Below are 26,473 nucleotides of genomic sequence, written 5' to 3'. Positions count from 1 at the left end.
TAGTCCAAAAGAAAGGGACTAATCCCGAAAGCTTTCGGGATTAGTTCGGCATTACCATTGTACAAACCAAATCCGCCGCTGGCGGAGAACTATTTTAGTTTGATAATTGGTATTATTTGTTACTTGGGTTACAAAAAAATAGCCGCCTCCTGTATTATAAGAAGCGGCTATTTATATTGTTGAATTCTATATTTTATATCTTTCTAAACCAAGTTAACATGGGAATGGGCAAGGGAACTGTGCCTTTCTCTATTGTTTTTTGGCCGTTATTACTAGTATTTGTTTCTGAATAACGAATACCAGCAAATCCAAATTGAAAAGCCTTATTTGGATTTGTTTGAAATCTTATACCGGGCATAAATAACGCTATTGCCAATCCACTGCCATCATCGGGAACTATAAATGAATCAAAAACCAAAGCTACTTTTTTATTTACTGTAGCCATACCTGCGATAGACAATAAAGCACGCCCGCCACTGTAGGGTGTTTTAACCGTAGTATATGTTTGTGTATTGGAATTGTATACCTCATCACTACTTGTAAAACCAACTGTGCCGTACCCTCCCGAAACGGTTATATTATTTTTTCTATCACCATACGTAATAGCTGCAAAAGGTACAGCCATATAAAAACTTGGCCACGACCAAGAACCCGTACCTACTAAAGCACCTACTCCAACATGTAATTTGTCGTCAAGTTTAAAACTATACTTTGCGGAGAGTACGATGGGGGAAGCCCACCAAGAGGTCATTAATCCTACTCCAAGGTTCTCTGTAACACCATACTGTATTTCTGGGCCAAATAAATTTATCTGGGCATACATATCTCCCTTTTTAATGGGTAGTCCATTGGTAGTTATAAAATACCTCGTTGCAAAAGGTTGGTCGGGATTGTAGGAGCCGGCACCATTAACCTCATTCCCTTTTAATTTTCTGATTTCTTTAATACTCGATTTGGGAATTGCTACCTGCCCAATATCCTTAGTTTCAATAATAACTTCGTGGGCATCATTGGAAATAATTTTACCAATGAATTCTGTACCATCTGTTTTTATTACTATATAAGTAGCAGAAGTATCGATGGTGATTTGTGCGTTAGCCTTATCTACAACAAAGACTGTTAAGAGTAAGGAAATAATAAATGTTAATTTTTTCATGACTTTTGGGGTTTGGTTTTAATGAATATTATTGTTTCTTTTGTACATTGCAAATCAATACCCATAAGATTCAGGAATTTTTGCATTTTTTGCAAATCTTGAATTTACTTTTGCATTTTTTGCAAATTCACTTTCAATAAATTCACTTTCAATAACTTAAAACTGAATCCTATACAATGCAATCGGAAAAAACTTTTGCTGGTATTGTGTTATCACCTTTTTTTCATTGGGATCATATATATCTGTCAAGGGATTTAGTTGGTTTAATACATTTTGAATATCGATAGCCCATTCCTGTGTTACCTTTTTGCCATTCAATTTAAACCCAATGCGAATATCGGTACGTGTATAGGGTTGGTACTGGTCGGCATACGAACGGTTGTAATCAAATCTTTGTTCATTATAATACTTCGATGAGTCGATATTGGTGGGCGTTTTGCGGCGACCTCCTGCTATGGTACTCTTTAAGTTTATACTCAATATATTGTTTCTATTTTTTCCCATCTTCCACTCGTAGCCAAACAATCCGTTTACCACATACTTGCCATTAAAAGCAGTATTATATTCTTTGCCCGAAAGTGATTTATATCTACTATCGAAAAACGAACCAGTGAGCAACCAATAGTATCCTTTATTAAAATACTTCTCGAAGGTTACTTCAATACCTTTATTGCGGCCAGTCCCTTTATTGACAAGTTTATTACGCACAGGCAAACTATTAAAATCGGATCCGAAATTGAGAATACTAAAGGTACTAATCCTATCTGTGTCGACAGGTATATTATATAAATTCTGACAATAAACTTCCACCTTCAATCTAATACTCTTCCCAAACAATTGCTCATACCCTAATACAAAATGATGAGCACGACTTAAATCCAAAGTGGTATTATTTTTCACATATTGACCCTTGTTGTTTACTACCTGCGAATAATATATTTCCAGCGGTTGCAACTGGCTGTGCAAGCCATACCCTGCTGTAAGAGTTTTGCCAGACTTTATTGCCCAACGTAAGCCTGTCCTTGGTTCAACAGATTCCGTTTTGTTCATTGCCCAATATAAATAATGCAAGCCTGTATTTAAAGTAAGCTTTGAGTTTATATTACACTTATGTTCTATATAAAATTGGGTCAGATAATTCCCCCCATCAAACTTGCGAAGCGTTTGCAATTTACCATCATTGTTCAAAAAACTATCTTGCAAATGTGTATACATCTTAGTGAGTATCATACCCACTCTTATATTGTTTTTTTTGTTAATTTTGTTATGATAGAAACTGTGCAAAACACCCTTAATGTTCTTAGTTTTTTCCGCATAAACTAGATATGCATCATTTGCAGCGTTTAGTGAATCTACTTGGGTAAAGCGTTTTTGATAAGTAGCGGAAACCATAGTTTTTATATACGATTTTTTATCTATCCTATATTGATTGCTCAAAATAGCTAAACCCATATCGGTACCATTATATATATTGTTTCGGCCATTCCCAAAACTGAGGTCGCCCGTATCGCGATTAGCATCTAATATAGCTATTGAACTTATACCCCCAATTGCCGTGAACTGCCATTGCCCTGTTTTTGTTTCCGGAAAATTTAGTTTCATGGTCACGTCTTGATACTTTGGTATTCCTGCAAAAGTGAGGTCAATACCCAAGGCATCGAACACGCCCAAGGTTGAGTACCGATAATTAATCAGATAACTACTTTTTTTACTGCGATTAATCGGCCCTTCCGCTCCAAATTCAAAACCGTTAAAACCTATCTGCCCTGTATATTCTCGCTTCTCATTATTTCCATTTCGCAATTTCAAATCAAACACACCACTTAAGCAATTACCATATCCTGCGGGGAAGGCACCTGTAATAAAATCGCTATTGGCAAGTGTATTATTATTCAATATAGAAACTGGCCCACCTGTACTTCCTTGACTACTAAAATGGTTGGGACTTGGAATGTCCACCCCTTCTAATCTCCACAATAATCCCATAGGACTATTGCCACGAATTACTATATCATTTCGTTGGCCACCCACACCCGATACGCCTGCAAAATTTGCTGCCATCCTGCTCGGATCTGCTAGGCTTCCTGCAAATCTGTTTGTTTGATCCGTGGTGAAAAGTCGGCCACTTACGGTAATCATTTCGTTATTGGTTTTTGATGCATTGGGAGAAGCTTTAATTTTAACTTCCTTAAGTCTGCTCACCTCTTCCTCAAGCTCTACATTGATTACAGCCTCTTTCGCAGAAGAAACAATAATGTCGGGAATGATTGCTTCCTTATATCCATCTTTGGCAAATCGCAAAGTATGTCTACCAATTGGAATATTATCCAATCTAAAATTACCATTGGCGTCAGTTTCAATGATACTACTGCTTGCTAAACTTGTTATAGTAACGGCTACATTGGCCAACAAGAATTGGCTTTCTTTGTCTTTTACAGTACCCCGAATGGTTTGTGTATAATTTTGGGCTTGTGTATTTAGATATATGAATATTCCAAAAATAAATACAATTAATCTATAAATTCTCATGCTACAAATTTGTGTCTATTTTAATAAAACTAAAAAATGTATTTTGTGAATCGTTAAAAAAATTGTATCAAGTGTAAGATCCTAATTAACTTTCCAAAAGTTCTAGCCTTTTGGAAAGTTAATCAAACCTTAAATCCAAACGCTTAGCCAAATCTAATAAGTAAGGTCTGCCTTCAGCTAGTTTTCTAAACCTTTCTTGATTGGTGAAATAATATTGTTGCGTATCCCTGGAAGCGATAGCTAAAATATTAAATTGCGGTCTTATCATATACTTATCGAAAAACAATTGCGATAAATCGGGTTTACTTTCCTCGATCAAAGATATATTATGATTGCCTGGAATATTAATATTGATAAAATTATTTTCACCTACACTGAACTGAAAAGTATCCAAAACATTGAGCAACATTTTTTTATTTTTGGTATCCAATTGCAGTTTAAAATCTGCCAAAACACTATCTAACATTTGAAGGGTGATGACCTCAATTTTCACCTCCGCTTCAGGCTGGTCTTCGCCACCTGGAGTAGCATTGCCGTTATCAATAATTTTTTGTTTTATTTTATCAATGGCCGACATACCACCCAAATTAACGCGGGGTGAAACAATAGGAGTTTTGAAAGCATAGGCGGGAACAAGTTCCTTACTTTGAGCTGTTACAGTAGTTTCATCAGGGGCTGGGTTTAGTTCAAAGTTTTTTTTTATGTCAACCAAGGTATTGATATGCGATAGTTTGATGAGCATCAATTCTACCAGTAATCGTTGGTTACGGCTTGCTTTAAATTGTATGTCGGCCTGGTTACAGATATTGAGTGCATTGATAAGAAAAGTAGTGGAAGCTATTTTGCTTTGCTGTGCATATAAGTTTGCTATAGAATCTGCCACTTCCAATAATTTAATAGTTTCTGTATCGCGGCATACCAAAAGATTTCTCAGATGCTCTGACAATCCGTTGATAAACATGTGCCCATCAAAACCCTTGTCTAAAATCTCATCGTACATCACCAAACATTGTGGTACATTTTGCCCGATACAGGCATCTGTTATTTTAAAATAATAATCGTAATCGAGTATGTTCAAATTATCGGCTACACTACGATAAGTAATATTGTTGCCAGCATAACTTACTATTTGGTCGAAAATTGTGAGTGCGTCACGCATTGCTCCGTCCGATTTTTGGGCAATCACATGCAAGGCTTCCTCTTCGGCCTGCACGCCTTCCTTTAAACAAATTTCTTTGAGATAGGCCACGCAATCTTCCACCTTGATGCGGTTGAAATTAAATATTTGGCAACGGCTGAGGATGGTAGGTAAAATTTTGTGCCGCTCGGTAGTAGCTAAAATAAATATGGCATACGGTGGCGGCTCTTCCAATGTTTTAAGAAAAGCATTGAAAGCTGCTGTTGACAACATGTGAACCTCGTCGATTATATATACTTTATACTTAACACCTTGGGGAGGATACCGAACTTGCTCCACCAATCCTCTAATATCTTCCACTGAATTATTGGAGGCGGCATCGAGTTCAAATATATTAAACGAGCTACCGCTATCGAACGATTTGCAGCTATCGCATTCGTTGCAGGGCTCCGTATTGGGTCCCAAGTTTTGGCAATTAATTACCTTAGCCAAAATACGAGCATTGGTGGTTTTGCCCACGCCACGCGGACCACAGAACAAAAACGCATGAGCCAAGTGATTATTACGCAAAGCATTCTTCAGCGTCTCAGTAATGTGACTCTGACCTACCACGGCATCAAAAGTACCGGGCCTGTATTTGCGTGAACTGACTACAAAATTCTGCATTTATCTACAAAGGTGCGAAATTAATTGAAACGCAATTCGATTTGCCCACATTTTTTCATTTAGATTTGCAAATTCAATCAATTCCCATGAAACCACAGTTTTATATTTTACTCATCACCTTTTTGGTATTTGGATGTACCAAGGAAAAACCTGTTATTGTAGACCCACCACCTATTACTATTTATGAGGGGGGCACAGGCGGAGACTATGGTATTGCGGTCTTCAGCAAATTCAACAACAAAGACATCGCTTCGCGTATATTCCTGAAGTATGCTGCGATAAGACCCCCCAGCGATACTTCTATGTACGATGAGAAATCATATACCATGATAGAACCAGGTTATGGGCCACACGTACACTTTAACAAGCTCAAAAAAGGAACTTATTATATATTTGCATCAGAAAATACAAACAATACAAATATAAAAGGCGATACTGTTTTATGGCTTACCGACTCAAGCTTGAAAACCCAAGATATATATATCAATTTAAAATAATTTTACTATATGAAAAAAATATACATGAGCATTATTATTTGCTTTGTTTGCAATAATTTATTTGCCCAAAAAAAACAGTTAAGCATTGAAGATGCAGTTCTGAAAAGAAACACCACCCTTACACCTGATAGATTGCAGCAATTGCAGTGGATACCCGGAACCAATGACTACAGTTATATAGGCAAAGCCAATGGTAAAGAGTTTATTATGATAGCCCATACCGACAGCAAGACTCCCTCCGATAGTACCGACGCTACAGAAAAGTTTTTATCCATTATGAAAAGGTATGATAACGATTTTGATCGGACACAAAAAATTCCAACTATCACTTGGTTATCGAAAGACCGATTTAGATTTATATATAAAAATAAAATATTGATATATAACCTTACTTTCGATAATATCATAAATCCTTATTTTACAGACTTCAATGGCTTCGAAAATTTTGATTTTGCAAACGAAACAAAAAACCTTGCAAGCACTCGAAACGATTCAATGTTTATTACAGTATATAATGAAACTATATTAAATGGTAACCCTAATAATGCCCATATTATATTAGCACCAATCAAAGATGGGAACGTACTGGGGCATGCTGTGCACCGCAATGAATTTGGTATAAACAAAGGGACTTTCTGGTCGCAAAAAGGAAGCTATTTGGCCTACTATGATATGGATGAAAGTATGGTAACCACCTATCCCATTATATCACTAGCTGAACAGCCAAGCAAAACCAAAATGATTCGCTACCCTATGGCAGGTGCAAAAAGTCATGAAGTGAAAGTGAAAATATATAATATGCTTACCAAAGCCCAACCTGTGGACGTGAATATACAGGGCCCCGAGGAGCAATACCTCACTAATATTAGTTGGTCGGCCGATGAAGCACATATATATATCGCTATTGTGAACCGTGAACAAAATCACCTATGGTTCAATAGTTATAATTCAGAAAATGGTGCTTTTGAGAAAACACTTTTTGAAGAAAAACATGATAAATATGTGGAACCACTTCACCCAATGGTTTTTCTTAAAAACTCACCAGGTAAATTTATTTGGCAAAGTAACAGAGATGGTTATAACCACTTATATTTATATGGAGGTGACGGTACATTGGAAAAACCGTTAACCACAGGAAATTATGAAGTGACTGATTATTATGGTGATGACCTCAAAGGAAATATATATTTCCAAGCCACGAAGGAATCGCCCACAGAAAAACATATATACAAACTTTCAATTAAAGGTGAGTTATTAAGATTGGATACGGGCGAAGGTATGCACAGTGCATTGTTCAGCGAAGACTATTCATTTTTTATTGACCAATATAGTAATATCAAATTGCCTCGCATAGTAAATTTATATAATAATGTGAAAGGCAAAATAGCTAAAAATTTATTGAATGCGGCCAATCCTTTGCAAGATTATAGTATGCCTGATATTAAATTTTTCACCATCAAAGCCGCCGATAACCAAACCGATTTATATTGCAGAATGCTTACCCCATCAACCATGAAAGCAGGGAAAAAATATCCAGTATTGGTATATTTATATGGTGGCCCACATGCCCAAATGGTGGTGAACCAATGGATGGGCGGAGCCGATTATTGGATGCATGCCATGGCCGAACAAGGTTATATAGTTTTTACAGTCGACAATCGTGGCTCCATGAACCGTGGTCGTGAGTTTGAACAAATAACCCACCGTCAATTGGGAACTGTAGAAATGGCCGACCAACTTGCTGGCGTAGATTGGCTCAAAAAACAAGACTTTGTGGATGCCACACGAATGGCAGTGCATGGATGGAGTTTTGGCGGATTTCTGACAACAACTTTAATGGTAAAATCGCCCAATACATTTAAAGTTGGAGTGTGCGGTGGGCCTGTAATTGATTGGAGTATGTATGAAATAATGTATACTGAAAGATATATGGATATGCCAATTGAAAATCCTGAAGGTTATAAAGCATCTAACTTGCTGAATTACGCCGATAAACTACAAGGCAAACTGCTGATGATACATGGCACCAGCGATGATGTGGTAGTATGGGAACATAGTTTGAAATATATAAAAGCCAGCATAGAAAAAGGCAAACAATTGGATTATTTTGTATATCCCGAACATGCTCATAATGTGCAAGGAAAAGATAAGGCCCACTTAATTGTAAAGATTACAAATTATATAAAAGAGGGGTTGAAATAGACACCCTTTGGAAAGTTAATTATGCTTATCGAGAAATAAAAGTGCATATATATTTTCAATGGGCAATACCGATATTTGCTGGGCTTTCAATCTTAATTTCATCAATTCAATTCCTGCCTCAGGATTGTTGGCGGCTATAAATCCCTCATTGAGCGTAGGTAGATAAAAACCTTCTAATTTATAGTTTGATATATATAACCTTGCATTCGTTAAATGCTTTTCAAGTATACTCATCCTTCCCTCTCCAGAAATCTGTTGGTCAATATCGAGGATTGATGTTTTATATGTTTCACTATATAGTTTGATATTGGGAGAAATTGGTAAATCATCATCCAGACTCCCACCTTTAAGAAATGCATATTCTGTTTCTGTTTCAAAGCCTAATTTGGTATAAACTGGCTCCCCCAATTCAGTAGCTATCAAATATATGGTTTCGCAGTTTATAGGCACTCGATCTATTAATGTTTGCGTAATCACTGTTCCTATTCCTCGATTTCTATGGTCGGGATGTACAATAATATGAGCTAACCACGCAGTATCATCATGCAAAATAGTACATCCAATTCCTATAATAATATCATCTTCTACAATTTTAATCGGATGGCAAAAATCATTTTGTGTGTAATACGCTAGTGATGGAGAAATATCGCCCCATTCAGGCGGCTGAAAGGATTTTATATATGGAAGGTCGGTATGGTGTAAAGTTTGTATATCCATAGCAATGGTTAATGGTTCCCGCCGCGGCGGAGTCAATTTGCTGACGCCTGATTAACTACTAACATTTCTAATCATTATAAAGTTATTTAGTTTTCTGACAAGTGGTACCAAAATTTCTAGTAAAACTTTTGGTATTTCCTTCTTCAATTTTAACCAAAGAAAAATCATAGGCTTTGCTATATCCCCCTTCCAATTTAATTTCCTTTCTAAATTTTTCAGGGAATGATTCTATCAGTGCTATAGCTTTTTTCCCTAATGCATTTTGCATCACTGTCATCTTATCAACCATAGAATATATACCTCCGTATTTATCAAAATCATTTTCAAATACTACCATATTATAGTCGTCGTACATCTTATATATTTCGTTTACTTCTTTATCATACTGATGGATATCGAATCCAAATATTTGTTTTATATATTGAGCATTGATAGTTTGCTTTTTTAAGAACAATTCTGGGCATTCGATTTTGTTTCCCGACCGAACTATTACATAATACTTACCAGCTACAATTTTTGAAAAGTTGAAGTTACCATCTTTATCTACCGCAGTATGATAACTAATATCACCACCTAAATTGTTTAGTGGGTACAAAGTAACTTCCGCACCTTCATCTGGTTTTTTGCCACCCGCATTATTATACTCCCAAATAGTATTACCGGCAAATACGCCAAAATTACCATTAACATTACTGTCATTCAAATGGTTTACTTTGTAGTCTTTATCTAAATAAAATGTTATCGTTCTGTTTACTTTTTCTGTTGATGTATTTAATGTTGAATATATATATGTTTGATTGAATACACAGAATTCTTATATAAAGTATCATCGGGCTTAAGCGTATCCATTGTGGCAAAGGAGACAAACCCATAACTTTCGGCATGTTTTAAGTTCGTTTTTAAATAGGTTTTCACCGCATCTTTTGCTTTGTCTGATTCTGTGTTTTTACAAGAGCTTATATAAATACCCACAAAGCATAATGGTGTTAAATAAATATTCTTCATTTTTAAGGCCTTTGAATTTGAAATGCAATAGTACAAAATTTGAAATAAAAAAACTAGTTAAATTATCAGAGGTGGTTCCGAGTGCCGAGTTGTGGGTTGAGAGTTGCGATTGAGGGCTATGAATTGCTATCTGCGGGTTGACGGCATCGTCCACTTATTCCTTAACACTTACTCCTTACCACTTTATACTTTATACTCAGCCTGTGGATTGAAAAATTTTAACTTTACAGTTTATACCTACTAAATTTGAACCTTAATTTGAACCTAATCATGATTGTTAGAAACAACTGGACATTAGCAGAAATACAGGAGATACATAATCGGCCTTTGCTTGATTTGATATTTGAAGCTGCCACGGTGCACCGTGAGAACAATGCTTTTAGTGAAGTGCAAGTTAGTAGTTTAATATCTATAAAAACTGGTGGGTGCAAAGAAGATTGTGCTTACTGCCCGCAGGCCGCAAGGTATGATACCGATATCAATGTGCATCCTTTAATGTCGCTAGAAAAGGTGATGGGAATGGCCCAACAAGCCAAGGATAATGGTGCATCGCGTTTATGCATGGGTGCCGCTTGGCGTGAAGTGCGTGACAATAGCGACTTCGACCGCATACTTGAAATGGTTACCGAAGTAAATGATTTGGGATTGGAAGTTTGTTGTACGCTGGGCATGCTTACCTACGAGCAAGCAGAACGCTTGAAAGAAGCCGGATGTTTTGCATATAATCATAATATTGATACTTCATCCGATCACTATGATAAAATTATAACCACTCGCACTTTTGATGACCGATTGAACACGATACAAAATGTACGCAAAGCAAAAATGACCGTGTGCAGCGGCGGTATTATAGGTTTGGGGGAGACCGATGAAGACAGAACAAAAATGCTTCACACCTTGGCCACCATGGAGCTTCATCCAGAATCAGTTCCTATTAATGCATTGGTTCCTGTAAAAAATACACCTCTCGAGCATAATGAAAAAGTACAAATAGATTCGATGTTGCGTATGATAGCAACGGCAAGAATTATTATGCCTAAAAGTGTGGTGCGTTTATCGGCAGGCAGAAATGAGATGAGCATAGCCGAGCAAGCATTATGTTTTATGGCGGGTGCCAATTCTATATTTGCTGGAGAGAAATTATTGACTACGCCTAATCCCACCTTTGATACAGATATGAAAATGTTTGACCTATTGGGATTGACTCCCAGAAAGCCTTTTAAAGATAGAAACACAGAAACTGTTACAGCAGCAACCAATGCCAAGAGCAATGAGTGAAAATAGCTTTTTCGAACAGGATTTAACAGCACGAATCAATAAAAGAAAAGAGGCAGGATTACTTCGTAGTTTGATGGTAAATAATCATTTAATAGATTTTTGCTCGAATGATTATATAGGTTTTTCGCAGCATCCAAACTTATATATAACTCCTGAAGAAACAAAGAAATCAGGTTCTACAGGCTCTAGGTTGATTTCAGGAAACTCTATTATAGCTGAAGAAACAGAACAATTAATTGCAAAATATCATGATACTCCTGCAGCATTAATTTTCAATACGGGATATATGGCTAATGTAGGATTACTAGCCTGCTTGCCCGAGAAGGATGATACCTATATATATGATGAATTTGTGCATGCCAGTATGATAGATGGTATGCGTTTAAGCTTGGCGAAAAGATATAAGTTTAAACATAATAGTTTACTCGACCTCGAACAAAAACTGCGAGCTGCTAGTGGAAGTATATATGTTGCAGTAGAGTCTGTTTACTCGATGGATGGTGATGTGGCACCCTTAAAAGCCATCGCAAAATTATGCACACAATATAAAGCTGCACTTATAGTTGATGAAGCACATGCAGTAGGAATTTTCGGGAAAGATGGCAAAGGTTTGGTGAATGAATTGGGCATGGAAAATATAGTTTTTGCTCGTATCGTCACTTTTGGAAAAGCCCTGGGATTGCATGGTGCCGCTGTGCTTGGTAGCAAAACTTTGAGAGAATACATGATAAACTTTGCACGTTCGTTTATATATACTACTGCGTTGCCACCTCACTATTATATACAAATACAAGAAGCGTATAAACTATTGCCGCAAGCAAATAGAAAAAAACTGTTTTCTTTAATCAATGTTTTTAAAGATGCCATTAAAGAAATAAAGCAAGCATCTTTTATTGATAGCCCCTCTCCTATTCAAGGAATTGTATTGGGCGATAATAATAAAGCAGTTCAATTGGCCAAACATTTAAAGCAGCAAGGATTTTTCACCAAAGCTATCCTATCGCCTACGGTACCAAAGGGTACAGAACGCTTGCGAATTTGTTTGCATAGTTTCAATACTGAAAAAGAAATATATAAATTGGTAAACGAAATACAGGTTTTTTTGAAATGAAAATTATTATAGCAGGCATACATACAGGAATTGGCAAAACTATATGTTCTGCTATTCTTGCTGATGCACTAGGCTATGATTATTGGAAGCCGATACAAGCGGGAGATTTGGACAATTCAGATTCCATTTTTGTAAAGAATAATATATATAATACCCATTGCATGATCCATCCAGAGGCTTTTCGTTTATCCTTAGCTGCTTCGCCGCACTGGGCTGCACTGTATGATGGTGTTAGTATTCAGAAAGAAAATATAATTATTCCTGCTACACAAAATGGACTTATCATAGAAACTGCAGGGGGTGTAATGAGTCCCTTAAGTGACGACTTATTGAATATAGATTTGATTCAGTATTTCAATTTGCCTGTAATACTTATATCTAATAATTATCTAGGAAGTATTAACCATACTTTGCTTACAGTTTCAGCATTACAACATAAAAACATTGCTATTATGGGAATCGTATTTAGTGGAGAGGAAGTAAAATCAAGTGAAGATTATATTATACAACAAACAAAACTTAAACATTTATTTTCTATTCCGAAATTTGACACAATTGATAAAAATACAATCACCAATTTCGCAAAAACTATAACCAATCAATTGCAACAATTTATTCTATGAACCTCGAAGAAAAAGACAAGGCATATATATGGCATCCTTTTACGCAGATGAAGGGAGCTGCTACGCCAATCCATATTGAGAGAGGCGAAGGTTCTTATTTATATAGTGCTGATGGGAAAAAATATATAGATGCCGTTTCATCATGGTGGGTAAATATTCATGGGCATGCAAATCCATATATTGCAGAAAGTATATATAAACAAAGTAAACAGTTGGAGCATGTGATTTTTGCGGGCTTTACCCATACACCTGCTATATTATTAGCCGAAAAATTATTGCAAATATTACCCGCCCATTTTTCAAAAGTTTTTTATTCCGACAATGGTTCCACCTCGGTAGAAGTAGCGATTAAGATGGCTTTGCAATATTGGTATAATAAAGGGGTGAAGCACAAAACAAAAATAATTGCATTAGAAAATGCATACCATGGTGATACATTCGGTGCCATGTCGGTAGGAGAACGAAATACTTTTAATGCACCATTTGATCTGCTATTATTTGAAGTATATCATATACCAATTCCCACCGAAAATAATATTGATATATGTATACAAAAACTACATAAACTTGCTTCGCAAAACAATATAGCTGCATTTATCGTAGAACCACTGGTGCAAGGTGCTGCAGGTATGCAGATGTACCACCCTGATGAACTTGACTTATTAATCCATATTGCACAGAAACATGATATACTTTGCATAGTGGACGAAGTGATGACAGGCTTTGGAAGAACAGGAAAAAATTTCGCTATAGAACATATAGCCGCACAACCAGATATTATATGCTTGAGTAAAGGAATTACAGGTGGTTTTATGCCTTTGGCGGTTACTATTTGTACTGAAGAAATATATCAAGCTTTTTACGATGATGAACAATCTAAAGCATTTTTTCATGGACATTCATACACTGCCAATCCTTTGTCTTGTGCTGCTGCTTTGGCAAGTATAGAATTATTGCTTAGTGAAATCTGCCAACAGCAAATTTCCTTTATATATAATTCGCACTTGGCTTTTAGTAATAGAATTCGCAGGAATAAATCGGTGAAAGATGTACGTGTAACAGGAACTATTATAGCAGTAGAATTAAACACAACTGATGATTCTTCTTACTTTAATTCGATACGAACAAGCATTTATGATTTTTGCTTGAGTAAAGGCGTATTGCTTCGTCCACTGGGGAATATCATATATATTATGCCACCGTATTGCATTACACACAAGGAACTTGAAATTATATATAATACTATAGAAGAAGTGATTGTTCATCACCAAAGTCAACTAATTAATGTAACGCAACAAACACAATTAGCAACAAATTAATGGAACATATATTAGCACAAATAGTAAACAATCCCGATACACATAGCAAGTGGCTGAATACTTTATCTATGATGGAAAACTCTGGTGCACGAAAAATAAAAAACTGCGAGCACCCCATTTTTGTTAATGAAATTATATTAAAGCATGCAGCCGAAGAAGCTAGGCACGCCTACTATCTGAAGAAACAGATACAAAAAATTTCACCTGGTGCCTGTCCTACTTATGAGCAACAATATTTATTAGCTCCGGCTTTCAGTTATTATTATCTAGATGTATTGGATGTGAAAGTTTGTAAGTATTTAAAAGCGAAATTTGGTTATGCAAACGACAAATTAAAATATGCTGCATACCTTTTGGTAACATACGCAATTGAAGCACGAGCGGATGAATTATATCCGATCTATCAAAGTGTTTTAACTGCTGCCAACAATTCTGTAAACGTGAAAAGTATTATAGCAGAAGAAGAAAATCATTTGCTTGAAATGCGAGCTCAACTGCGAACCTTCTCTCCTGCTTGGGAACAAATGTGTGTAGATGTCTGTGCCATGGAAAAGGAATTGTTTATGGATTGGTATAATGAGTTGGGGAAGGAAATTTTGAATAATTAATTTCCTCTGTGAACCTCTGTCCAACATCGTCATTCTAAGTCTCGTTGTCCACAAGTTTTAAATAATTTCACAATCTTAAAGACTTGGCGAAGAATCTTTTCAATTTGAACTGATATATCCTTTTTTATACTGTACAACATTTCTTAATACCGAAACTCAATATATAATAGTCCAAAAAAAGGGGACTAATACCGAAAGCTTTCGGGATGTAGTTCGGCATTACCATTCTAAAAACTAATCCGCCTCAGGCGGAGAACTATTATAGTTTAAGTAATGGTATAACTTAAAAAATCGAGGTGATTTTCGTCTTCGACCAAAACAGATTCTTCGCATTGAATCCCGATAAGTCGGGATCAGAATGACGTAAACTATCTTTCCACCAAAAATTTCTTATAATACAATTGACTACTCGAAATCAACTTTACTATATATAATCCCTTATCAAAATTCTGAACATTAATGGTAGTTTTAATCCCCATTGCTCTTTGTTGATGCAGCAATCTGCCCGTGGCATCAAATAATTGTAATACAGAATTCATCTCAACTATATTGGCTTCAATTATTACTTCAGTACTCGCTGGATTGGGATAAACTATCAGAGCATCACTTTCTAAATTTGTAATACTTGTATTAATATAGGTAAACGCATCGGAAATTTGCATACATCCAAATTTATTGGTGACCAGAACTCGATAGGTTCCATTAATTAATGGTTTTGTAAATTGTTGTGTAGCCCCTGAAATTGCAGATGTATCACGCATCCACTGCCATCCTGTTGCTGCATTGGTAAATAAAGTATCATTACGAGAATATATAATAGGTATAGAAGGCAGCGGATAAATACTCACTATCATACTATCATATACATCTGCACAAATACTATCTCCTTTTGCTACAATTTTTAAATTAATATATCCATTATTATTGTCCGTTGAAGAAGACTCATAAGTAGTGCTACTATCTATTGCACTAGCAAAATTACCATTGGTATTGCTTGACCATAAAACACTATTTGCATATTTACCGTGTGCCGAAAGGCTGAAAAGTTGACCTTCACAAACTGGTATAATACTGTCAATACTCACTATCGGCCCATTATAAATATGGGCATGAAGAGTATCAGAATTCAAGCATTGCCCACTATAAATATATATTAAAGGATAAACTCCTGCAGTTAATGACAAAGTTTTAAACTGTTTCCCATTAATATTCTGCCCCGACCAAATACCTCCCTGCGGACTGCCACTCAAAAAAACAATATTATTCTGATTGCAGATATCGATATCAGTCCCAGCATTAACAACAGGTAATGGTATTATACTAATTTGTATTGTATCAGAATTTTTGCAGCCATTTTTATCTTTAACATATATGATATAGTTTGTACTCATATTTGGTTTGGCAATGGGATCACTCACTGTGTCAGAACTAAGGCCTACAGCAGGAATCCATTGATATTGCAAACCCGAATTGACCGATAAGGAAGTACTATCTCCTATACAAAATGTTTTATCAGCACCTGCATTTACAGTAGGTCGTGTATTAACTACAATCGTTATGTTTTTACTAAAAATATCAACACCAATCGCATTGCTGGCTATTAAAGTAATTTTATAAACACCCGAAGTATCAAACTTAATTGCAACATTTTGTTGATTAGAACTTGATGGACTTGCACCCGGAATCTGCCATTGCCAATTGGTGGGTTTATATAATGATTGATCTGTAATTGTAATAGAATCGCCCATACAAATATTCTGCGTATTCAAATTAAAGTTCGCTTGTGGTGGTGGAGCAGAATCGATAGGAAAATGATAAAAAGAGAGCATTCCAACACCACGTTTGTTTCTAATAAATGGCCCTTCATAAATGTAGGAAACTTTATTATAATATACATTGGGTAAATAGGTAATTACACTATCGTACGAAGGGCTACTTAACTTTAATAGCATCGAATTTCCACTAAACGTATATGACTTAATATCGGCAATACTATCATTAGTATAAATATAATCTTTCATCGTTTGCCCAAGTGTGTCTTGCGGCCAAACAAGCTTTGCATTGTTATCAAAAATGAGATTAATAGCGGAATGACCTGGCATATAATATGCTTTTAAAATATTAGGTGGTTTAATATCAAGTGTATCTGTGTAACTGTAAAAATCTCTTGCAACTAGTCTGGAAATATTGGCAGCCATTTCATAATATCCATCCAAATAATAATGACAACCGTCATGCTCGTGTATACCCACAGTGCTCATCACCCGCACATCACTGTACTTTTCAGGAAATCTACGTTGAATTTCACGAATCTCTTGTTGGTTAGCACCACCGCAACCATGATGAATTTGGAAAACATATACTTTTTTTGCAGAAGGATAATCTCGTTTCCAAGAATTGTATAATGAATCGAAGTTTGTTATATAATCTGTAAAATTTGCGTTGGTATTCGATTCTCCTTGGTGCCAAAAGATTGCTTTTATTTTATTGGCCAATCCTGCCTTCGTAAATCTATATAATAAGCGTCCGTAAGTGGTATTCAAATCCAACTTATTGTATTCCAAATTATATTCAATGCTCGAGCCTCCGCTTCCCCCATTAATAATACAAATTGGCATCTTGTATTTTTCTTTCAGCAATTGCATCAATTTTATGCCCCAAACTCCCACCATATATGGGCCCGAATAAGAATAGCCTTGTCCATCTCCATTAGCAAATCCCCAAAAGGTGTCTTTCGGATTATAACTATTATAGTTATAATTATCCGTTTGCCATCCAAAGGAACGGCAATATTCATTACTATAGGTAGCACTGGTATTTGAAGGGTGAGAATTAGATTGCCCATTAATCATATACACATCACCGCACACCAAACTATCAGCACTCTTAATTAAAGTTGCTATACCACTTTTGTATAGGTATAAACGTATATGATATTCATATAATCCTGCATAGATTGATGGTGATAGATTAAATAATGCTTTACCCGAATTATATATTAATTTAGTACGAATAGACTGAAAAGTTTTGCTACTCCTAATTATTCTACATTCGACACTGTCAAAGCCGCTACTGTCAATGCTTCCCATTACACATAAATTTGCAGAATCATTGCTTTCGCGTGCAAAAAATTGTAAGCGTGTGGGGAAACAACCTGTGGTAAAAGCTATCTGTGAATTTGCAGATATTACTACAAAAAGGAATATGAAACTACTGAATATTTTTTTATTAGAATGCATGTCGCTTGCTATTGCTCAATTGAATAGCAAATATAAGTAGCTTTTTTGTTATTTCAAGTCTCGTCACTTATTTCTTATACCGAAACTCAATATATAATAGTCCAAAAGAAAGGGCCTAAATGTATTGTAGAATGGTATTACGTCATTGCGAGCGAAACGAAATGAAGTGTGGCTTCGCCGCGGCGAATCGAAATTTCGGAGACCTTTGAACGAGATTGCTTCGGTGGTACCTCCCTCGCAATGACGGAGGGCGATTCGCAATCAAATCAGCTTGTCAATTCAACAGGGCTGCAATCTTATGTTGAAGCATCTTTTTTTCTGCTTCCGATTGTGTTAATCCAATAGCCTTTTCAAAATACTGTTGTGCTGTATTTCTATTATATAGTTGCGAATGTATTTCACCCAACAAACTATAATATAAATAATAAGTTTCTAATTTCTCTTTGTCGGAAATGGCTTCCAATTCTTTAAGTGCAACATCCGCTCCATGTAGTTGGAGAATGGCCACCACCCTATTCATTGCGGTGATCTGAGAAGGCGAAATATTATATAACCAATCATAATATTCTAATATTTTTTGCCAATTTGTTTTATCATAACTTTGGGCATGGCAATGTTCGTATGCAATCGTTGCTTCTATATGATAAGTACTAATCGTATTCCCAAAAGCGGCTTGATTCATATATTCATTCCCCTTTGCAATTAGTTTTTTGTTCCATTTGTTTCTATCCTGCATGGGCAATAATATAATATCGCCAGCACTCGTCAAGCGGCTATCACTGCGGGATGAATGAAAACACATCAAAGCCATCAGTGCATATACCTCAGGTAGTTGGGTATGTATATTTTGTGTTAGAAGTTTGCATAATAATACAGCTTCTTCTATCACATCTTTGCGAATTAATTCTTCTGAATTCGTAGAATTATATCCTTCATTAAATATTAAATATATACTATTCAAAACTGCATCAGTTCTGTTCTTAATTTCACCAAGTGAAGGTATTTCCAATTTCACTTTTTGTTGCCTGAAAAACTCTTTGGTTCTATATAATCTTTTCGAAATAGTATCTTCTGAAGTGAGCAAAGTCTTCGCAATCTCGGCCGTGCTGAACCCGCACAGCGTCTTAAGGATGAGCGTTATCTGGGTCTCTTCCGAAATCTCTAGATGACAACAGGCAAACATCATCCTCAACTGATCGTCTTTGATTAATTCTTCTTCTGCCAATTTATTAAATGTAGTTTCTATTGTATATCCTGATTGTAATAAAATTTGTGTATCATCATCACCAAATAAAATATGATGACGTTGTTTTTTAATTAAATTTAATGCTTTGTTTTTGGCTACAATAAATAACCAGCCATCAGGATTATTAGGAATCCCTTTTAGCTTCCATTGTTCCAGTGCAGTGAGCAAAGTATCCTGCACCACATCCTCAGCCAACTCAATATTATGCGACCCAAATATATGCGTAAGCACCGCCACCACCTTCCCCGCTTGATGCCGGAACAGATGATTGACGGTGCTTTGCAGTTGAGGTGATTCGGGCATATATATTATATAGTGTCTGAACAGAAATTCGGTGCTAGGATTGAAAGCTTCTCTTTTGACTCGGCCGGCGGGCGGAGGAATTTAAAAAACTTGGGATTTTATTCTTATAAATGACCATTAGTTATCAGACTTGGCTTCGGGAGACTCAGCTACGAAGAATTTTATGAATTCTTTTTCCCCTTAAAAAAAATAAAATTGTCAAAAAATTTATCGACAATAGAGACAAACAGACAATTTTAGTAGTAGTATTTTCATCGAGAAATGACATAAAAAACAATCCAAAATACGTAATAAGTAAATTTATTAAAAACTGCCATCCTATGTATTCATAATTTAATATTGTCTTACTATACATCGAGAAACCCCCACAAATAAAAAATGTAAAAGCTAGTTGAATTAAAATGGCTGGCAATAATACTCCATTGTTTCTACTTAAAACACCTATTTCTATTATATACTCCTGAAAAGCATGTTCATCTTTATCTTCAATTAAAGTTAATTTTGTTGGTTGTAGTCGATGGATAAATTTTGGAGAATAAAAATATTGCTGAAACGTTGGTTTATATTTTATAAAAAATGAACGGTCTCCATCTTCAGAATGATATACCTGCCCAATGAACAAGATTGCAGTAAACAAACTACTTGTTCCAAATAAAATTAATACTAAATTTTTTTTATTCAAATTCATTGCCTTATTCAATTATCCCCTTCACCCCACAAATATAATCCAGTTCACCAAAAAACAAATTTATCACCACACAAAATCTCCCTCCCCTATTTTTGCCCTTATTTTTCACTACACCACACAATGAATCTAAGCAATACCACACTAAAGAACCTATCCGTTCACTTTATAGGAAACAAAAGTCAAGGAGATGAACTCGTACTTTCTAAAAAAGAATTGAACATTGATATTGATCTTTCCATGCGGTTGAAAGAATATTTTTTGGGCAAGTTTAATGCCGTATATGATAAGTATTGTTTTAGTCATGCCTCAGATATTAAATATAATGAAGTATATAATTTTGTATCCGAATATTTTGCCAATGGCTCCTCGTTTCAAAACACTTCAGAACATATTGCCAAACATTTATATGAAAGCTCTATTCACCCAAAAGTAAAAGCAGGCGAACTATATGTTTGCCATTTTGAAAATTGTGAAATTGATAATAAAGTAGTCAACGCAATTGGTATTTTTAAAACAGAAAACAAAAGTGGTTTTTTTGAAGTAGACCAACATAAAAATGAATTCTCTATTATATATAAAGAAGGAATCGATATTACTAAATTCGACAAAGGATGTTTGATATATGATACTAATGAAGACCAGGGTTTTGTGGTAAGTATTATCGACAATCAAAATCGCGGAGAAGAAGCATTATACTGGAAAGAAACATTTTTGGGATTAACGCAAGTAAGTAATGATTTCCACCAAACAAATCAATTTTTGAGTATTGCGAAAAGCTATGTAACCAAGCAAGTTCCAGAAGAATTTGAAGTAACCAAAGCCGACCAAATAGATTTATTAAATCGCTCGGTTGAATATTTTAAAAACCACGAAAAGTTTGACAAAGGGGAATTTGAAAGTGAAGTTTTCCAACACAAAAGTATTATAGAATCTTTTCAAAAATTTGATGAAACCTATCGTGAAAATCACGAACTTAAGGTGCCTGATAGTTTTGATATATCACCACAAGCCGTAAAAAAGCAAGCCCGTGTTTTTAAAAGTATCTTAAAGCTCGATAAAAATTTTCATATATATATTCATGGCAATAAAGATATGATAGAGCAAGGCGTGGAAAAGGATGGTAGGAAGTATTATAAGATTTATTATGAGAAGGAAGCTTAATATTTGATGATTTAATGATTTATGATTGCATGATTTACGTATTACAATTATGCAATCATAAATCATTCAATCAAACTTGATTTTACCAACTCACCAAAGCCTTATTAAATATCTCTTGGGCTAATAAATCTGTAATGTCTGCAATCAATTTGGCTTCTACTGCAGATAGACTTTGGTTGGCTGTAAAATCTGCAAATTGTGTAAATGTTTGATCAAAATTGAGTTTAGAATCTGTTGCATTATCACATTTCATCTGCATGGTAATGGTAAGTCTGTTTTGTGCTACTTGTTGATCATTACCTCCCGTGAGTGCCGCATTCGTTACTTTATAATCAGTAATTTTTCCTGTAAAATGCAAATCACCTTTTTCGTTTACAATCTTTAACGAAGTTTCATTGGCGATTTTATTTTTCAATTTTTCAGTGAGCACATTACTCAATGTGGGTGCAACCTGCGTGGCTTTATTTTCTATATAATCAACCGTTGCGGTTTTTAATTTCCCCACATTGGCAGGTGGCTTTATATGATAACAACAACCGCTGAGTAGGAGTATATATATTATAATAATGTTTTTCATTTTTGTGGTCAGTTGATAGCAAACAGTGTTGAGTGAGCAGTAGTCAGTGCCATGCGGCATTAGCATCCCGATTACTGCTTGCACTCCACTGTTTACTTATTTATTCTTCCAAATAATCCAAATCCTTACTAAATGTTTCTTGTGTTTTTAAAATTCCATATAATGACAATGATATTGCTATTGTTCCTATAATAATTGCTGCAGGGTAAATTCCAAATTCTTCTGTGAGTTTACGAAAGCCCATCGTCATGGGAACCGTAGCACCTCGCACAAAATTGGGAACTGTATTACTTACGGTACTACGAATATTCGTGCCAAATTGTTCACTCGCAATGGTAACAAATAATGCCCAGAAACCGGTAGATGCACCCAACACAAAACACATAAAATAAAACATGTCAATACTCACTCCACTCATATGTATATAATATATAAATGCCAATGCCAAACATAAAATATATCCTGTTACCACCTTCACCCTGCTACGAAACCATTGGCTGAAAAGTCCGCTAAACAAATCGCCCACCGACAAACCAATATAACTATACATCACCGATTTGCCTACTGTTACTGCTCCATCGGTAATACCAACATAAGCTGCGAACTTATCACTAAATGCTATCAATATTCCTACTACAAACCATATAGGAAGTCCGATAAGAATACACCGTAAATATTTGGGGAAATTCTTTTTGGTAAAGAGCATGGCAAAATTTCCACGTTTAGTATTTACTGTTTCCAAACCTTTATACATCCCTGATTCATAAGCTCCTGCACGAAGTGCCAAAAGTAATAAACCCAATATACCCCCAACTATATAAGTAACTTGCCAGCCTTGCATATTTAAATTAAAAGCATGTGCAATATGGTCTCCTTCCTTACCCACAAGCGATGCCACTACCGCACCCAATGCACCAAAGGTTACGATAATCATGGTACCATAACCTCGTTTTTCTTTTTGCATGGTCTCGACCACCAGTGTGATACCTGCCCCTAATTCGCCCGCCAATCCTATGCCTGCAATTAAACGAAAGAAAGCATAAGACTCTACATTGGTAACAAATGCGTTACAAATATTGGCCAAGGAATACACTATAATAGAGCCGAACAAAACTTTAATACGCCCTTTTCTATCACCCAAAATCCCCCAAAGCAAACCGCCAATGAGCATGCCTATCATTTGAAAATTGAAGAGATAAGTTTCCCATTGAAATAATTCTTTTTCGGCTGTAATACCCAACGATCTAAGGCTGTCCTTCTTCACCACTTGAAAAAGAATCAAATCATATATATCTACAAAATATCCTAAAGAGGCTATAATAACAATCCACCAAACTTTTTTGCTCATAATTTCCAGGGCTGGTTTTTTGTCAGCAAATCAACAACCTTTTGCAGCCATTTGCTATCAGTCTCGTCAAAATAATTTAGATGTTCGCTGTCAACATCAAGTACAGCAAGCACTTCGCCAGCTAAAATTAAAGGTAAGACAATCTCACTTTTACTGGCAGTCGAACAAGCGATATGCCCTGGGAATGTATCCACATCGGGTACTATAATAGTTTGTGCTTGTTTCCATGCGATGCCGCAAACGCCCTTGCCTTTTGCTATGCGGGTGCAAGCAATGGGGCCTTGAAAAGGACCGAGCACCAAATCGTTCGTTTCCTTATCGACCAAATAAAATCCGATCCACCACCATCCAAAAGTCTGGTGCAAAGCCGCAGCAATATTGGCCATATTGGCAATCAAATTTTTTTCACCATCAATGAGCGAAGATATTTGTGGCCAAAGGCTTTCATAGCGTTTTTCTTTGCTTATGTTTGCATCAATAATAATTTCTTCCATCTATTTTGAAATAATCGAACAAAACTAAACGAAATTTGCACACCAATGAAACCCGAAATTATTTTATTTATCGTTTTGCTTTTTGCCTCTTGCGATAGCGAAACCCATGTACCCAGCGATTTATTGCAGCCCGATAAAATGACCGAGGTAATGGAAGACATTTATTTGGCCGAAGGAATTGTTGCCACCAGTGGCAGCCAAGACCGAATTGCGGAACGCCAACTCGCCATCGACTATTATAGTGTAATTTACAAAAAGCATAAAGTGGATTCTGCGGTATTCCGCAAATCGTTCGATTATTATACCATACACCCCAAACTGATGCAACAAGTAAGTGACCAAGTAATAGATAAACTGAGCAAGGAAAATTTGGAGTTATATAAGAAGTGAGTCTATAAAATTTTACAATACTACTAAAAGTAAAAGTGCAGAAACTTAAATAATTTATCATTATTATTGTACCAAAATTAGTGGTCAGTAAACAGTAGTCAGTACTCCGCCTCGGCGGACGGCGTCAGCTACTGACCACTGTTTACTGCCTCATAAAAAATAACATGAAAAAAGTAACCAGTACTATCCGGCGTCAGCTACTGACCACTAACCACCACTGGCTGCTGACTACTGGCTACTGGCTACTAAAAAAATAAAATGAACTACTGGCTCGTAAAATCTGAACCCAGCACTTATGCTTGGGAACAATTGCTCAAAGAAAAAAAAGTAACGTGGGATGGCGTACGAAATTATGCTGCCCGAAATAATTTGCAAGCCATGAAAAAAGGTGACCTTGTACTGTTTTATCACAGCAATGAAGGTCTTGATATTGTTGGTGTCACAAAAGTTTTGAAAGAACATTTCCCTGACCCGACAATTGATGATGCACGCTGGGTAGCGGTAGAGTTAGGCCCACAAAAAACTTTAAAAAAATCGATAACTTTAGAAACCTGCAAAGGCGATAAAATACTATCAGAAATGACCTTTGTAAAAATCGGCCGCCTTAGTGTATCACCTGTCACCCCCGCACAATTCGACCGCGTACTAGAACTCAGCGGAACAAAATTGTAATTCGTAATTTATTTTGTGTCACGAAAATCATAAATCATAAATCATTCAATCGTAAATAATAAAATGAGATTATTATTAGAACATAAACAAATAGAAATTATCACCAACAGGTTATGTTATCAATTGTTGGAGAGTCCTCCTGACATGGGATCTTTAGCCATTGTGGGTTTGCAACCACGGGGAGTACTATTTGCCAGAAAAGTGCATGAAAATTTAGAAAAAATTACGGGCAAAAAATTATACTATGGCGACCTTGATACTACTTTTTATAGAGATGATTTTCGTCGTGGCAATGAGATACACAAAGCCAGTAGTATGAATATAAATTTCAGCATGGAAGCACAGCATGTAGTGTTGGTTGATGATGTATTATATACAGGTCGTTCTGTTAGAGCTGCCTTGGATGCCTTAAACGATTTTGGCCGACCTGCAAAAGTAGAATTAATGGTATTGATAGACCGCCGCTACAGCCGCCAACTCCCCATACAACCTGATTACGTTGGATATGAAGTAGACTCCCGTGCCGATGATAAAGTAAAAGTAGAATGGGATGAAAAAGGAGAAAGCAAAATTTGGTTATTAAGCAAAGAGAGTGAATAGTATATATATAATATGATACTGTTATGAAAAAAACATTTCTACCTTATATAGTTTGTACTATTTTAATAGTATTTAGTTGTCGTAAGGATCCTGTTTACACAAGAGCAGAAACGTCATTTAAAACTGGCGAAACAGATAGTGCGTATTTTTCGGATTTGAACACATATATACCATCTTATTATAATAGTTTTGGGAACAGTAATGGATTTTTACAAATTGATATAGGTAAAGATGGTATTGGAGATATTTTGATATCGTATACCACATCGCATTCATTAGGGTACCTATCACTACGCTAAATCGACAAATGTTAATTTTTTGATTGAATGCAGACCAACTACTTTATATAATGTTACTCAAAATGACACATCCTTTTCTCCTTCAAGATTACAACCAGATGATACTTCTATTATAATAAAGTACTTTTATTCCGAATCAATTCTGTCTAACAAATATGAAAATAAAAATTTAGGTGAGCCTAAGCCTAAAGAATTCGTAATAGATACAATTAAAAATTGGGCAAGTTCAGTTGATTTATCTCACCTTTCAAGCTTCTATGCTTCTTATTACAATCCACGACCTTCGTATACGTATTACAGGAGATCTGATTACAGTTACGGCTCTGCCTGGGATACTATTCCCTCCAATAATTATCTGTGCATTAAACAAAACTATAAGGGTGTAAACAAATACGGGTGGATACTTTTTAATAATTGGAAAGTCATAGGTTGTGCTTTGCAGAAATAATACCAATTCTTAAACTAAAATAGTTCTCCGCCTGTGGCAGATTTGGTTTGTAGAATGGTGATGCCGAACTACATCCCGAAAGCCCCGCTTAATCCCGATAATTATCGGGATGCGGAGGGATTAGTCCCCCTTTTTTTGGACTATTATATATTGAGTTTC

24 protein-coding genes are annotated in these 26,473 nt (G+C 35.8%); 12 read left to right on the top strand and 12 right to left on the bottom strand.

Annotated elements, in window-relative coordinates:
• Positions 1-193: 193 nt before the first annotated feature.
• The 3 genes from SGJ10_11425 to dnaX form a co-directional block, all read right to left on the bottom strand.
• Positions 194-1,156, bottom strand: a complete 963-nt coding sequence (locus SGJ10_11425) for a hypothetical protein (protein MDZ4758729.1) — start codon at positions 1,154-1,156, stop codon at positions 194-196.
• A gap of 156 nt (positions 1,157-1,312) precedes the next feature.
• Positions 1,313-3,685, bottom strand: a complete 2,373-nt coding sequence (locus tag SGJ10_11420) for a TonB-dependent receptor (GenBank protein ID MDZ4758728.1) — start codon at positions 3,683-3,685, stop codon at positions 1,313-1,315.
• A 118-nt stretch (positions 3,686-3,803) separates the two neighbouring features.
• Positions 3,804-5,489: a DNA polymerase III subunit gamma/tau gene (dnaX, locus tag SGJ10_11415; GenBank protein MDZ4758727.1), complete on the bottom strand. Its 1,686-nt coding sequence runs from the start codon at positions 5,487-5,489 to the stop codon at positions 3,804-3,806.
• A gap of 41 nt (positions 5,490-5,530) precedes the next feature.
• On the opposite strand from dnaX, the gene SGJ10_11410 reads away from it, so the two are divergent.
• Together SGJ10_11410 and SGJ10_11405 are read left to right on the top strand one after the other, a co-directional pair.
• Positions 5,531-5,986 carry a hypothetical protein gene (locus SGJ10_11410; GenBank protein MDZ4758726.1) on the top strand — a complete coding sequence of 152 codons (456 nt, stop codon included), beginning with the start codon at positions 5,531-5,533 and terminating at the stop codon, positions 5,984-5,986.
• 9 nt (positions 5,987-5,995) lie between these two features.
• On the top strand, positions 5,996-8,188 hold the full coding sequence (locus SGJ10_11405) for a DPP IV N-terminal domain-containing protein (protein ID MDZ4758725.1): 2,193 nt from the start codon (positions 5,996-5,998) through the stop codon (positions 8,186-8,188).
• Between the two features lie 15 nt (positions 8,189-8,203).
• Here the strand turns inward: SGJ10_11405 and SGJ10_11400 are convergent, their stop codons facing one another.
• The 3 genes from SGJ10_11400 to SGJ10_11390 all read right to left on the bottom strand — a co-directional run bounded on the left by SGJ10_11400 (position 8,204) and on the right by SGJ10_11390 (position 9,910).
• Complete coding sequence (locus SGJ10_11400) at positions 8,204-8,905, bottom strand: GNAT family N-acetyltransferase (protein ID MDZ4758724.1); 702 nt, start codon at positions 8,903-8,905, stop codon at positions 8,204-8,206.
• 82 nt (positions 8,906-8,987) lie between these two features.
• Entirely contained in the window at positions 8,988-9,608 is a 621-nt protein-coding gene (locus tag SGJ10_11395; GenBank protein MDZ4758723.1) for a carboxypeptidase-like regulatory domain-containing protein, read from the bottom strand.
• 68 nt (positions 9,609-9,676) lie between these two features.
• Positions 9,677-9,910, bottom strand: coding sequence for a hypothetical protein (locus tag SGJ10_11390; protein ID MDZ4758722.1), 234 nt, complete (start codon positions 9,908-9,910; stop codon positions 9,677-9,679).
• A gap of 267 nt (positions 9,911-10,177) precedes the next feature.
• Between SGJ10_11390 and bioB the strand changes: the two genes are divergently transcribed.
• Genes bioB through SGJ10_11365 form a run of 5 tightly spaced genes read left to right on the top strand, consistent with a single transcriptional unit; the run spans position 10,178 to position 14,849 of the window.
• Positions 10,178-11,188 carry a biotin synthase BioB gene (bioB, locus tag SGJ10_11385; protein ID MDZ4758721.1) on the top strand — a complete coding sequence of 337 codons (1,011 nt, stop codon included), beginning with the start codon at positions 10,178-10,180 and terminating at the stop codon, positions 11,186-11,188.
• Positions 11,181-12,299, top strand: a complete 1,119-nt coding sequence (locus SGJ10_11380) for a pyridoxal phosphate-dependent aminotransferase family protein (protein ID MDZ4758720.1) — start codon at positions 11,181-11,183, stop codon at positions 12,297-12,299. The genes bioB and SGJ10_11380 overlap by 8 nt, the downstream gene beginning before the upstream one ends.
• Positions 12,296-12,922, top strand: coding sequence for a dethiobiotin synthase (gene bioD, locus SGJ10_11375; protein ID MDZ4758719.1), 627 nt, complete (start codon positions 12,296-12,298; stop codon positions 12,920-12,922). The genes SGJ10_11380 and bioD overlap by 4 nt, the downstream gene beginning before the upstream one ends.
• Positions 12,919-14,241: an adenosylmethionine--8-amino-7-oxononanoate transaminase gene (gene bioA, locus SGJ10_11370; protein ID MDZ4758718.1), complete on the top strand. Its 1,323-nt coding sequence runs from the start codon at positions 12,919-12,921 to the stop codon at positions 14,239-14,241. Before bioD ends, bioA begins: the two co-directional genes overlap by 4 nt.
• Entirely contained in the window at positions 14,241-14,849 is a 609-nt protein-coding gene (locus SGJ10_11365) for a hypothetical protein (GenBank protein MDZ4758717.1), read from the top strand. The genes bioA and SGJ10_11365 overlap by 1 nt, the downstream gene beginning before the upstream one ends.
• 368 nt (positions 14,850-15,217) lie before the next feature.
• Here the strand turns inward: SGJ10_11365 and SGJ10_11360 are convergent, their stop codons facing one another.
• From SGJ10_11360 to SGJ10_11350, 3 genes are all read right to left on the bottom strand, one after another.
• Complete coding sequence (locus SGJ10_11360; GenBank protein ID MDZ4758716.1) at positions 15,218-18,088, bottom strand: sialate O-acetylesterase; 2,871 nt, start codon at positions 18,086-18,088, stop codon at positions 15,218-15,220.
• Between the two features lie 274 nt (positions 18,089-18,362).
• Complete coding sequence (locus SGJ10_11355) at positions 18,363-19,637, bottom strand: sigma-70 family RNA polymerase sigma factor (protein ID MDZ4758715.1); 1,275 nt, start codon at positions 19,635-19,637, stop codon at positions 18,363-18,365.
• Between the two features lie 145 nt (positions 19,638-19,782).
• Positions 19,783-20,325, bottom strand: coding sequence for a hypothetical protein (locus tag SGJ10_11350; protein ID MDZ4758714.1), 543 nt, complete (start codon positions 20,323-20,325; stop codon positions 19,783-19,785).
• 120 nt (positions 20,326-20,445) lie between these two features.
• Between SGJ10_11350 and SGJ10_11345 the strand changes: the two genes are divergently transcribed.
• A complete protein-coding gene (locus SGJ10_11345; protein ID MDZ4758713.1) occupies positions 20,446-21,486 on the top strand; it encodes a nucleoid-associated protein in 1,041 nt (346 codons plus the stop codon).
• An 82-nt stretch (positions 21,487-21,568) separates the two neighbouring features.
• Here SGJ10_11345 and SGJ10_11340 read toward each other — a convergent pair whose 3' ends face one another.
• From SGJ10_11340 to SGJ10_11330, 3 genes are read right to left on the bottom strand one after another with little or no spacing between them, the layout of a single operon-like run.
• Complete coding sequence (locus tag SGJ10_11340) at positions 21,569-22,147, bottom strand: LptE family protein (GenBank protein ID MDZ4758712.1); 579 nt, start codon at positions 22,145-22,147, stop codon at positions 21,569-21,571.
• Positions 22,148-22,163: 16 nt separating this feature from the next.
• Complete coding sequence (locus SGJ10_11335) at positions 22,164-23,411, bottom strand: MFS transporter (GenBank protein MDZ4758711.1); 1,248 nt, start codon at positions 23,409-23,411, stop codon at positions 22,164-22,166.
• Entirely contained in the window at positions 23,408-23,905 is a 498-nt protein-coding gene (locus SGJ10_11330; GenBank protein MDZ4758710.1) for a GAF domain-containing protein, read from the bottom strand. The genes SGJ10_11335 and SGJ10_11330 overlap by 4 nt, the downstream gene beginning before the upstream one ends.
• Positions 23,906-23,950: 45 nt before the next feature.
• On the opposite strand from SGJ10_11330, the gene SGJ10_11325 reads away from it, so the two are divergent.
• From SGJ10_11325 to SGJ10_11310, 4 genes are all read left to right on the top strand, one after another.
• Positions 23,951-24,295 carry a DUF4296 domain-containing protein gene (locus tag SGJ10_11325; protein MDZ4758709.1) on the top strand — a complete coding sequence of 115 codons (345 nt, stop codon included), beginning with the start codon at positions 23,951-23,953 and terminating at the stop codon, positions 24,293-24,295.
• Between the two features lie 258 nt (positions 24,296-24,553).
• Complete coding sequence (locus tag SGJ10_11320) at positions 24,554-24,967, top strand: EVE domain-containing protein (GenBank protein MDZ4758708.1); 414 nt, start codon at positions 24,554-24,556, stop codon at positions 24,965-24,967.
• A 63-nt stretch (positions 24,968-25,030) separates the two neighbouring features.
• A complete protein-coding gene (pyrR, locus tag SGJ10_11315) occupies positions 25,031-25,567 on the top strand; it encodes a bifunctional pyr operon transcriptional regulator/uracil phosphoribosyltransferase PyrR (protein ID MDZ4758707.1) in 537 nt (178 codons plus the stop codon).
• 23 nt (positions 25,568-25,590) lie between these two features.
• Positions 25,591-25,866 carry a hypothetical protein gene (locus SGJ10_11310; GenBank protein MDZ4758706.1) on the top strand — a complete coding sequence of 92 codons (276 nt, stop codon included), beginning with the start codon at positions 25,591-25,593 and terminating at the stop codon, positions 25,864-25,866.
• Positions 25,867-26,473: the final 607 nt, after the last annotated feature.

Source organism: Bacteroidota bacterium (genome assembly GCA_034439655.1).
In the GTDB taxonomy this organism is placed as follows: Bacteria; Bacteroidota; Bacteroidia; order UKL13-3; family UKL13-3; genus CANJUD01.
The sequence above is the reverse complement of the archived record's forward strand: the minus strand, read 5'-3'. Positions and strand labels throughout refer to the sequence as shown.